This is a genomic window from Providencia sp. M-27, assembly GCF_011077905.1.
GTDB lineage: Bacteria > Pseudomonadota > Gammaproteobacteria > Enterobacterales > Enterobacteriaceae > Providencia > Providencia huaxiensis.
This window is the reverse complement of the sequence record NZ_JAALBT010000010.1, coordinates 43810-55587: the sequence shown is the minus strand read 5'-3', so window position 1 is coordinate 55587 and position 11778 is coordinate 43810. Positions and strand designations below refer to the sequence as shown.

The following is an 11778-nucleotide window of genomic DNA, read 5'->3' as shown; positions in this document are numbered from 1 at the left end:
TATTATCAATTCCCTTTACCTACCCTTCATCCCTTCCCAATCCAACCCAAATTTAGCGAGATACTTTCGCAACCTGTCTGCATCATTGGGCTGTTTTTTATGTTGCCGCGAAACGGCAAACAGCTCACGCCCCGCTTCGGAAAGGGTAGATGAACGGCGGCAAACTTCAAGCACCATTGCCAACTGTGGTTGGTCGAATAAATCAATCTCACCAATTTGCTTGGGTAATGTATTGGTTGATTTTGTTTGCCATTGGGCTTGCAAGCGGCTAATTTCCTCTTCGGCCACCGCTTTGGTAATGCGCCCGCGTTCGGCAAAAGTGGCCATCCGGCTGATAGATGCGCCCAGTTCACGGAAATTACCACGCCACAGGGCCTGAGGGGAACAGGCAAACTTCACATACACATTACGAGCTTCACTATCAAAACGAATGTGACTTTGCTGGTCTTGGCAAAACTTAGCTAATTCATAATCCACATTTGGCTCGATGTCTTCACGGCGGTCACGCAAGCCCGGTAGCGCAAACGTCCACATATTGATACGGGCAAATAGGTCTTCACGAAATTTGCCCTCCTCAACTTGCTGCGCCAAATTACGGTGAGTCCCCACAATTAATTGAAAATCACTGTGAATTTCTTCATCTGAACCATAAGGGAAAAAGCTTTTCTCTTCGATGGCTTTCAGTAGCATTGCTTGCTCATCAAGGCCTAGCTCCGCAATTTCATCGAGAAATAAAATACCGCCATCGGCTTCTTTTAACAGTCCCTTTCGGGAGTTTAGCGCCCCCGTAAATGCCCCTTTCACATGACCAAACAGCGTCGACATGGCGTTATCACCGCGTAAGGTGGCACAGTTTACTTCCACAAAACGCCCTTTAACTTGGTGGCGGCTTTCACGCAGTTGATAAATTCGCCTAGCTAAGAAAGACTTCCCCGCCCCCGTTGGTCCATTGAGTAAAATCGGGGCTTTAGAACGCAGCGCGACACGTTCGATTTGCTCAATCATGATATTAAATGCCGCGTTGCGGGTGGCAATACCCGATTTTAAAAACGAAACCTGCTGTTGCTGCTCTGTTTGGAAACGGCTGGTGATATGGGTATAACGGCTTAAGTCAAGGTCAATCACGGTATGAATACCGATAGGGTCTTTTTCTCGCCCTTTTTGGCTCGGTGACGTTTGAATTAATTTGGCAGGTAAATAGTGAGCTTCCGTTAATAAAAACCAACAAATTTGTACCACATGGGTACCCGTCGTGATGTGTACCAGATATTCTTCATTATCAGTATCAAATTGATAATGCGAAGAAAAATCCAGTAATGAGGTATACACCTCTTCGAAATCCCACGGGTCAGCAATATCCACCTCATGCAGCACCACTTCTGTATTGGGAGAGGCTTGCTCAATATCCTCTTTCACCCGGTGTGCCATGCCATAGTCATTCACCTGATGCAGTAATTCAAAACGACCAATATCCAAATCAGGCTGTTGGCAAAGGCCAACCGTTGGCCGCCATTTTGTCCAGCGGTTGGCTTTTTTGCCTCGCCTGTCTAGTACGGTACCCAATACCCCAATAACAACCTTACGTTTTTCACTCATAGTATTTATATAAATTTATAAATTACGATATAAAAAGATAATAAATAGCATAATCCATTTACCACGCCAATGTTACCCACTTTTATCTTAAAATTATTTTTTACTTATATTTCAATTTGATAAAAATTTTTATCCCATTTTTTAAAAAGTTGGCATGCTTCTGGCAATACTCTATTCATCCACTGCCGGAAATTGTCTGAACTTCGCGTTCAACCGGTGCAAACATGGTGACTTAGTCACTGCATGGTCTGTATACCGCCGTCGGTAAGATACCTTTTGGTAATAGCAAAGCTATCAGGTTCGACTCCTGAAACTAACGTCTCCAAAACGTAAAACAACGAGCTGAAGTTAAGCTTAAAGCCGCTACTCGGGAGCCACGCTGAGTGATGAGCAAAAATTTAGACAGCCAGTTTTGGCGCTCTACTTTTTCCCTCACTACTTCGCTTTTTTCTTCAGTAGCGGATAAATATAAAAAAGGAAAAATAATGAAAAAAATAAATGTAGCTCAAGGACTTATCGCATTAACTGAAAAAAATGGCGATTTTCAGCACCTATTATTAGCTGGTGAGCACAAAGTGAATGATTGGTTTAACAAATTAACAGTCACCATGTATCCATTAAATGACGAACCAATTGAACATAAGCTGGCAGAGCATTTGCGCCAATATCATCAGCAGTGGGTTGTCGACTATTGCATTGATATCAATTTATCCGATGATGAAGTCGCATTTTTATATTTGCATGATCGTTTAATTGAGGTCATTGCGCCACAAACGCGCCGTTTATATTGGAAAATGACCAATACATTACGGGTTGAGAAGCAAAGTATCGCTGACTTTAAAATGTCCAACGAATTAACCGCCGCGTTAGTACACAAGAAAGACATTAAAGGCCGTGAACTGTGCCTGATCACGCAAATTCCCGCAGGGAAACTTGGCTTATTTAAAGTTGATGGTGAGATAAAAAGTTTATTAGAAACTGGAACTTATGGATATTGGAATATCAAGCAAAAACCAGAAATACAGGTCATTGATGTTTGCTCGCAATCTATTGATAAACCAGTCGATTACGTATTAGCGGAACAAATTCGCCAATATCACCCAGATTGGATAGCATCCCACGGGGTCGATATTGATTTATCGGATGATGAAGTTGGCTTTTTATATTCACACCATAATTTGGTTGAAATTTTATCCCCAGCGACTCGACGTTTGTACTGGAAAGTCGGTGATAGCTTGAAGGTTGAGAAACAGAAGGTCGGTGAAATCGTGTTATCAGAAACCTTGATACAACGTTTAAGTGGCAAAAAGCGTATTAAAGGTCATGAGCTATGTTTAGTCGCTCAAGTACCTGCATGGCATATGGGCGTGCTGAAAATTGATGGTGAAGTCGAAAACTTGCTTGAACCGGGTACTTATGGCTACTGGCGTATCGAACGCACACCCGAAGTTGAGGTGATTGATACCCGTTTACAGTCATTAGAAGTCAGCGGGCAAGAGATTTTAACCAAAGACAAAGTCACACTGCGGATCAATCTGTGTGCTAACTGGCGTTATCACGATATTTTATTGGCATTCTCAAAATTGAGTCAGCCTGTAGAGCATTTATACCGTGAATTACAGTTTTCATTAAGGGAAATCGTTGGTACTCGAACCTTAGATGAATTGTTAGAAAACAAGCAGTTAGTTGATGAATTGATGCTAACTCAAGTAGTGCAGTGTGTGGCTGAGTTTGGCCTAGAAATTGATAGCATCGGTGTAAAAGACATCATTTTACCAGGGGATATGAGAACAATTTTATCCCAAGTGGTAGAAGCCGAAAAATCGGCACAAGCGAACGTGATCCGCCGCCGCGAAGAAACCGCCGCAACGCGCTCACTGTTAAATACTGCAAAAGTGATGGAAAACAACCCCGTTGCACTGCGTTTAAAAGAGCTTGAGACCTTAGAAAGTATCGCACATCGGATCGACCAAATTTCTGTTTACGGCGGTCTAGACCAAGTATTAAACGGATTAGTAAAAATTAAGGAATAAATAATGATAAATAATAAATTCAACGAATTAATTCAAGAAAATGGCGTGCCTGTAAAAATGTGGACCAACGGTGTACCCGTTGACCCTAAAGCGGTAACACAACTACAAAACACCGCAAAAATGCCGTTTATTTTTAAGCACCTAGCCGTAATGCCTGATGTGCATGTAGGGAAAGGTTCAACCATTGGGAGCGTGATCCCAACCAAAGGCGCGATTATCCCTGCGGCAGTGGGGGTGGATATTGGTTGTGGAATGATTGCCGTGCGAACGTCTTTAACGGCATCTGATTTACCAGATAGCTTGCAAAATATCCGTTTTGCTATCGAAGCTGCCGTACCGCACGGTCGAACCACGCATCGACATGGACGTGATAAGGGGGCTTGGCATCGTACACCAGATATTGTTGATAGCCACTGGGCGCACTTGGATGAAGAGTTCAAACGTATCTGTGATAAATACCCAAAACTGCGTCAGACGAACCATTACAACCACTTAGGAACATTGGGAACGGGAAATCACTTTATTGAGCTGTGTTTGGATGAACAAGACCGTGTATGGGTAATGTTACATAGCGGGTCGCGAGGTGTGGGAAACGCGATTGGTAACTTGTTTATCACGTTGGCGCAAAAAGATATGCAACAGCATATCGCTAATTTGCCTGATAGAGACCTTGCTTACTTTGAAGAAGGAAGCGTGCACTTTAATGACTATATGGAAGCGGTCGGATGGGCGCAAGATTTTGCGCGCCATAACCGTGAAGTGATGATGCACCGCGTATTGGAAGCGCTATCGCGTGAAATTCCAAAACCATTTACGACCCAACAAGAGGCCGTAAATTGTCACCATAATTATGTGCAAAAAGAGCAGCACTTTGGTGAAGAAGTACTGGTAACCCGAAAAGGCGCGGTGTCAGCGCGAAAAGGCCAAATGGGGATCATACCAGGATCTATGGGAGCAAAAAGTTTTATCGTGCGCGGTTTAGGTGATGAAGAAAGCTTTTGTTCCTGTAGCCACGGTGCAGGACGCGTAATGAGCCGAACAGAGGCGAAAAAACGTTTCTCAGTCAGCGACCAAAAAATGGCTACCGCCCATGTGGAATGCCGAAAAGACAGTGACGTGATTGACGAAATACCGATGGCGTACAAAGACATCGACGCAGTTATGGCAGCTCAATCATCATTAGTAGAAATTGTTCATACCCTACGCCAAGTGGTGTGTGTGAAGGGGTAAATATAAAAAGTAACAGGAGAAAGCATGGAAACTGACCATGAAAGTGTATCCGTGCTAATGAGAGAACGGATAAGAAAAACACTCAAAGAAATAGAAGAAACTCATCACGTTAAAATACTGTTTGCGTGTGAATCAGGCAGTCGCGGTTGGGGCTTTGCCTCCCGCGACAGCGACTATGATGTTCGATTTATCTATGTTCACAAACTCGATTGGTACCTAACATTAGATAAAAAACGCGATGTGATAGAAAAGCCAATTGATGATGAGCTGGATGTGTCGGGTTGGGAGCTATCTAAAGCATTGAAATTAATGCGTAACTCTAACCCTGCATTAATCGAGTGGCTACACTCACCGATTGTATATTCTAAAGATGAAGTATTTTTTGCTCAACTGGAGCAACTGGCGGCACAATTTTATTCGCCATTAAAATCACGTTATCACTATTTATCAATAAGTAAGCGCAATTTACATACTGATTTTAAAGGTGAGCGCGTTAAATTAAAAAAATATCTTTATTTATTACGGGCGGTATTAGCTTTACGTTGGATAGAAGCAAGCAAGAGTATGCCACCAATGGCATTTTCTGAATTAGTCGCGGCCACAGTCACGGATACCAAGGTACTCGCAGAGATAGATGAACTACTCGTTATTAAGCACCAAGCGGTTGAAAGCGATTATGGCACGAGGCGAACTGCTATTGATAAGCTCATTCTGGAAGTTATCGCCAATGCAGAGCGTATGCAATTTCCAGATCCTGCTTGTCGTGACAGCCGATTATTAGATGACTTTTTTCGTAAAACTGCGTTAGAAAATAATTAACTAATATTTTTTCAAAAAAATAGACCATCAGAAAAATTTTGATGGTCTATTTATTTAATAATATTAAATAAATAACAATAAAACTTATTGCCACCCGGCTTTTTATAAATGAGAGTTTGGGTCCTGTGTATGATGCAATACCGCTAGCACTTCAATGCCTTCAAGCGCTTTTCGATAATAAATAATGTGGCTTTCAACAGGGAAGCTAAAAACGCCCAAATATAAATCTTCACTACGATCACGGCCAAGAGATGGCTGGTTCGCGAGTATATCCGTCATTGTCACACGTAATGCATTCGCATAAGCCTCAGCAACATTAGCTCCCCATCTACGCAGAGAATACAGCTGAATTGAGCGGATATGTCCTTTCGCTTTATGAGTAAACTTAACGCTCATCCTTAAGCCTTATTTTCAAGTTCGTCCATAGTTAGCGGAGCAAATACATCATCAATGCTATGAAGTTCACCGCGTTCTGCTTGAGCAATAGATTCAGCCAAAACCGCTTTTAAACTCTGTAATTTTAACTGCATTAGCTGGTCATATTCATCTGGAGAGATAACAACAGCAACGCGCTTCCCATGCTTACTTATTTCAACAGGTGCACGCTGAACTTTCATCAACAAATCACCAAATTGATTTTTAGCGACTTGTGCGGGGATCGTTTCCATACATCACCTACAATATAAAATGGCTTGATTAGCTATTATAGCTAAAATAGCTTGAATAACCAGCAATCCAAAAAAATCACGTGTCTTGAACTTCCCGTAGTTTGGACAAAAAAATAGACCATCAGAAAAATTTTGATGGTCTTTTTTCAAAGGCAATGTCAAACACGAAAGAAAAACTAATTTATCGCCAGTTCGGGTTTTTGATAATGGAATATTTACCCGCACCTAAAAATGCCAACGCAATACCACTCAAGAAGAAATACACAATACTTTCAATCGCCCATGCACCTGTTTTATCGAGCAAGAATGTTTTATCTAGCCCAATCATCAGCCATGCAACCACCATAGTGAAGGCGACTAATAATGCAGATGGCCGAGTTAAAATCCCTAAAATAATGAAAATAGGGGCAACAACTTCACCTAAAATGGTTCCATAAGCGATAAATTCAGGTAACCCATAAGAAGCCAGCAGCGCTTTAATACCACTCGCTCCTGTCATTAATTTGCTCATGCCATGAAACAACATGAGCCCACCCACAGCAAGGCGCAATAACAACCTGCCTGCATCTTCATGGGACAACAAACGATTTAATAAATTGACCACTTTATACCCCCTATGGATATCCAAAAACATCATTAAGTAGTATGGCTTAAAAATGTATTATGGCTTAGAAAGCTAAAGTAAGAATCATTTTAATTTGCATTTCTTATAACTAAATCAATTTTCATTTGATTAAATTTTGTTAACTTCTCACCCATTCAAATATTACGTTTAATTAACCATTAAACAGTCAAATATACTGAATAATATTATAAACATGACCTTACAGTAACCAGTGTTAATTCCGTTAATGCGTTATAAAATGGGCTACATGTTGTTCGATTTAATTGCTGGTAAAATTGTGGTAACCAATTAGCCAAATGGTCATTTAGCAATTCTTTTAATGCGGCTTCCCTGACTTGTGAAGCCAACACTGCCGCTTGAAATAACATTAAACCAACATGATCCGAAGGCTCTGGATAATGAGTTTGTATTTTCAAGCGTTCGCGTTTTAAAAATTCACTTAATGCCACCGTGGAGGATCCTTGCAATACCCCTTCAGGGTCGAGATATACCGAGCCCCATGGTGGGGCCGGTAATGCTTCGGGACCAATAAATAAATCTGTCCATTGAGTGTGGAGTACCGCAGCTTCGATGTTTAGTGATGCCGAGATACGTTCACTAAGCTGAGCACTGATCTTACAAGGCCATTGAGATGCAAAGTCATTTAACTTGAAAAAGCTTATCGCATAACGGCTTGCATCGTCATTTGGTGAAAATAAATAGCACGTGCCTAAGATATTAAACGCAGCTGCGTAGTGTGAAAAATGGATCATGAAAAAGATAATTTCCTAAGCAATATGCCGTTATTTATCAATGAATAGTGTAAAAACAGTAGCGCAGCATAAATTCAGCAATCATGGCAGCCGCACAACCCACCACTAAATACCCTTTGCTGCTCGAAGACATAACCCCACTCGCAGTCTGTCGCATATGGCGAAATAACCCATACCCCAATACAATCACCGACAATATTCCAACAACCCAGCTTGTAATACGCAGCGACCAAATCCCTTGGTAGGCGTGAATAGAGTCGATAGGAAATGTAATAGATTCATTATTATAGCTCGTGCTAACTAAGTAACTTTCATAGGCAGGTTGATAAGCTAAACGGACTAACAAGCTAATGCCAATCACTGCCCACAGTATCCATAACCCGCGAGTTGAAACTTGCGCCGCTGGCGATCCTGCATGAAAACGCAATAACAAATTGATTAATAAATAATACCCAGCAGCTCCCGCAGTTAACATCGTTCCGTAGAACATCAAATAGGTATTATCATTCATCCACGTTAACATTGATGTATAACGATAAATTGAAGCCATGGCATATACATCACACAACCCAGCGATAATCGCTAAACTAAGTAACAGATATGACAGCTCCTTTTTGAACCAGAGCCATAGAAAGGTCAGCCCAAGAAAAGCAAAATAGGTGGCAGTGAACACCACTTCACGGCTTAACCATGATGAAAAGATATTCAACAATGAATTAGGCGCATTCAAAGGAACCCCTAAGTGGGTAATTGAAGACAACAAACCAATACCCGCGAAGACACAGGCGACAAACACATACCACAACAAAAATTGTGCATTAACTTTACGGCCCAACGCTGCTGATAATTTTTTTGCGAAAAGCGCTAACATCACACTCAACCCAATGGATGTTTGCATCAAAAATGTGAATAACAATAGTGGCCATTCATTCATTTGGCTTCTCCTTGAGAGTTTTGAGTACGGCCAGCCCCTTGGTGCGGGTGGATCACTAAATTCGGATGCGTAATCGATGAGTCCGGTAGCCCACGAACATCCGCAAGCTCGCCATAACGTTGTCTTAATTCATCTATCGGGCCAAACTGAATTGCCCCTAATGGACACGTGGCGACGCAGACGGGTTGCTCCCCTTTTAGTTGTAAGTCGATACAAAAATCACATTTCGACATTTGCTTGGTTTCCGGGTTCATTTGCGGTGCGCCATAGGGGCAAGACCACGCACAAGTTCCACAACCCACACATTTATCTGTGTTGACCATCACGATACCGTCCCCTTCACGTTTGTGCATTGCCGTTGTCGGGCAGTTTTTCACACACATTGGGTCGGCGCAGTGGTTGCATGAAATGGATAACGTATAAGCAAAGACGTTATTCACCAATCCCCCAGAGCCATTTTCAATAAACTCACCGCCAGCGATTTCATATACGCGACGATATTTGCGCCCGACATCAAGGTTATTTTTATCTTTGCACGCGACTTGGCAGGCTTTACAACCTGAGCAGCGTGCAGAGTCGATATAAAAACCAAGCTGTTTGCTGCTTATCGCGGGATAAACGTGAAATTTACTCATGCTTTGCTTACCTCCACCAATAAGGTTTGATGGGCATTTCCATGTGCCATTGCGGTGCTACGGGCTGATGTTAAAACGTTAGCGCAACCGCCTTGGTCAACGCCATTTTCATCAGGTTGCCACCATGCTCCTGCTTGTAAAGCCACCACTCCGGGCATAATCCGCTGGGTGATTTTGACGGGCACCATAGTGATACCGCGGTCGTTATTCACTTTGACGCGCTCTCCATCCGTAATATTTCGTTTTTTGGCATCAATGGAGTTGATCCACAACTCTTGGCGCTGCACTTCTTGTAGCCACGGGTTCGCAAATTGCGTTGAATTGGCACGATTACGGCCTTTCCAAGTAATTAATTGCAATGGATAACGTGAAATTAGCTCGTCTTCTGGCCCTTCAATGGCAGGTACGTAATGAGATAATGCAGGGATCTCCACATCATGACGTTCATAAAGACGCTGAGAAAAAATTTCAATTTTTCCAGATGGCGTTTCAAACGGGTTATTATCGATATCATTAATATTTTTCTCAAAGGCGACATGGCCAGTATGGGGTTTATGTTTTAATAGATGGCGACGTTTAATTAGCAACTCATCAAACGTTGGAATGCCGTCTTCTGGGCGCTTCTGATGAGCGTCATTGACTAAATGTTCAATCCACTCTTTTTCTGTGCGCCCTTCACTGAATTTCTCACCAACCCCAAGTTTTTCAGCTACGTCACGTAACCATTCATAGTCACTACGGCGCTCAAATTCAGGCTCAATCACTTTCTCAGACAAAATAATGTAGTTACCCGTTCCCCATGTCCCCCCCACATTCCAACGTTCTAAGAAGCTGGTTTCAGGCAGTAAAACATCGGCATACTTGGCGCTAGGTGTCATGTATAAGTCACTGTAAACAATAAACTCAACTTTACTTTCATCTTCCAGAACGTTAGCCGCATGCAAAATGTCGGGGTTCTGGTTAGTCATATAGTTACCCGCCAACGAAAAAATCATTTTGATTTCCGTATCGAGTTTTTCTGCGTTTTTTAAACCATTATTTGGCGTCACAAGGTCTTTGTTCTCACAAGCTTGTACCCAATTGGTGATATTGATTTTTGCTTTGACTGGGTTTTCAAATAAGCTCGGCCCCGCTAACGTTTTACGTAAGTCAGGGGTAACTGCCATACCATAGCCCGCAGCCCAACCCCCTTTCACGCCTACATTTCCGGTGATGGTGGCTAATAGCGTGGCACCTCTTGCAGAGCGTTCACCACAGATATGGCGCTGGGGGCCCCAACCTTGCATTAAGGCCGCTGGTTTTGTATTGGCATATTCGCGAGCCAGTTGACGAATGGTATCGGCGGGGACTTTCGTGATGGGTTCCGCCCACTCTGGGGTTTTCACCACACCATCTTTTTTTCCCATTAAATAAGCAATTAATGACTCATTTTCAGGGATGCCTTCAGGCATCTGGTGCTCATCAAACCCCAAGGTGTATTTATCAATAAAGGCCTGATCATGAAGACCTTCGCTGATGATCACATACATCATGGCATCCATCATCGCGTTGTCTGTGGTCGGCAAAATGGGGATCCACTGGTCGGCTAATGACGATGCGGTATCCGAATAGCGTGGGTCAACCACAATGAATTTGGTGCCATTTTTTTTCATTTTTTGGAAATAATGATTAGTATGGCCAAAAATGGTTTCGTTCGGGTTATGTCCCCACAAGATCACCAATGGCGTATCTTCGAGTGTGTCTAGCGTGCTACCACTGGCTGACGTGCCATAGGTATAAGGCGTAACCGCCATGGTATTGCCATTGCTCACTGAGTGGTAATTTTCTAAAAAACCACCCGTGATATTAAACAACCGACGCAACATATTCGCACCGGAGAAAATCCCCCCAGTCACCCCGGTACTGAGGCTCACAAAGCGCGATGCAGGGCCATATTGGGCGTTGATACGCTGCATATTGTCAGCAATCAATGTTGTCGCCTCTTCCCAACTAATGCGCTCAAAGCGCCCTTCGCCACGTTTACCCACGCGCTTCATCGGGTATTTCAGGCGATTTGGGTGATAAACAAATTTTCGATAGCTGCGGCCGCGCACGCAAGCACGCATGATTGGCATCTCTTCGTCTAAATCGGCATCTGGACGGGTACTAATTCGTGTCACCACACCTTCTTTAACATGTGCTCGAATATCACACTTGCCACCGCAGTCAAAACTACTGCAGGTCGAGACCACTCGCTCACCGTTATTTTCCAGCGTTGTGGTTGGGATGATATTCGGGTTTTCTGGTGTCGATGCGACCGTGTTTGTGGCAATAAATGGGACAGCCATGAGTGCAGAGCTGCCTTGAATAAACCGACGACGGGTTATGGGGTCAATCAAACTCTTGCTATCCGCCTGATCGTGATAATTTTCCATGATAACTCTACCTCTGGCATACATTAGGTTGCCGCGCTAGAGTAATCATTTCCCTGCCTGCCAACTTTCGAA

General features: G+C 43.0%; 11 protein-coding genes. 3 read left to right on the top strand and 8 right to left on the bottom strand.

What is annotated here, in order from left to right; translation table 11 throughout:
- Positions 1–15: 15 nt before the first annotated feature.
- Entirely contained in the window at positions 16–1596 is a 1581-nt protein-coding gene (gene rtcR, locus G6Q48_RS14820; RefSeq protein WP_166267281.1) for an RNA repair transcriptional activator RtcR, read from the bottom strand.
- A gap of 959 nt (positions 1597–2555) precedes the next feature.
- Between rtcR and G6Q48_RS14815 the strand changes: the two genes are divergently transcribed.
- From G6Q48_RS14815 to G6Q48_RS14805, 3 genes are read left to right on the top strand one after another with little or no spacing between them, the layout of a single operon-like run.
- Positions 2556–3629, top strand: coding sequence for a slipin family protein (locus tag G6Q48_RS14815; RefSeq protein ID WP_439652722.1), 1074 nt, complete (start codon positions 2556–2558; stop codon positions 3627–3629).
- A gap of 3 nt (positions 3630–3632) precedes the next feature.
- Positions 3633–4859: an RtcB family protein gene (locus G6Q48_RS14810; RefSeq protein ID WP_102139126.1), complete on the top strand. Its 1227-nt coding sequence runs from the start codon at positions 3633–3635 to the stop codon at positions 4857–4859.
- 24 nt (positions 4860–4883) lie between these two features.
- On the top strand, positions 4884–5678 hold the full coding sequence (locus G6Q48_RS14805) for a nucleotidyltransferase domain-containing protein (protein WP_166267279.1): 795 nt from the start codon (positions 4884–4886) through the stop codon (positions 5676–5678).
- 102 nt (positions 5679–5780) lie between these two features.
- Here G6Q48_RS14805 and G6Q48_RS14800 read toward each other — a convergent pair whose 3' ends face one another.
- The 7 genes from G6Q48_RS14800 to G6Q48_RS14770 all read right to left on the bottom strand — a co-directional run bounded on the left by G6Q48_RS14800 (position 5781) and on the right by G6Q48_RS14770 (position 11706).
- Complete coding sequence (locus G6Q48_RS14800) at positions 5781–6074, bottom strand: type II toxin-antitoxin system RelE/ParE family toxin (RefSeq protein WP_166267277.1); 294 nt, start codon at positions 6072–6074, stop codon at positions 5781–5783.
- A gap of 2 nt (positions 6075–6076) precedes the next feature.
- Entirely contained in the window at positions 6077–6346 is a 270-nt protein-coding gene (locus tag G6Q48_RS14795) for a type II toxin-antitoxin system Phd/YefM family antitoxin (RefSeq protein WP_166267275.1), read from the bottom strand.
- A 181-nt stretch (positions 6347–6527) separates the two neighbouring features.
- Positions 6528–6983, bottom strand: coding sequence for a DoxX family protein (locus G6Q48_RS14790; protein WP_244974779.1), 456 nt, complete (start codon positions 6981–6983; stop codon positions 6528–6530).
- Between the two features lie 173 nt (positions 6984–7156).
- Complete coding sequence (locus G6Q48_RS14785; protein ID WP_166267273.1) at positions 7157–7723, bottom strand: molecular chaperone TorD family protein; 567 nt, start codon at positions 7721–7723, stop codon at positions 7157–7159.
- 37 nt (positions 7724–7760) lie between these two features.
- Positions 7761–8657, bottom strand: coding sequence for a dimethyl sulfoxide reductase anchor subunit family protein (locus G6Q48_RS14780; protein WP_166267271.1), 897 nt, complete (start codon positions 8655–8657; stop codon positions 7761–7763).
- Positions 8654–9292, bottom strand: a complete 639-nt coding sequence (locus G6Q48_RS14775; protein ID WP_102139131.1) for a DMSO/selenate family reductase complex B subunit — start codon at positions 9290–9292, stop codon at positions 8654–8656. Before G6Q48_RS14775 ends, G6Q48_RS14780 begins: the two co-directional genes overlap by 4 nt.
- Positions 9289–11706 carry a DMSO/selenate family reductase complex A subunit gene (locus G6Q48_RS14770; protein ID WP_166267269.1) on the bottom strand — a complete coding sequence of 806 codons (2418 nt, stop codon included), beginning with the start codon at positions 11704–11706 and terminating at the stop codon, positions 9289–9291. Before G6Q48_RS14770 ends, G6Q48_RS14775 begins: the two co-directional genes overlap by 4 nt.
- Between the last annotated feature and the right edge of the window lie 72 nt (positions 11707–11778).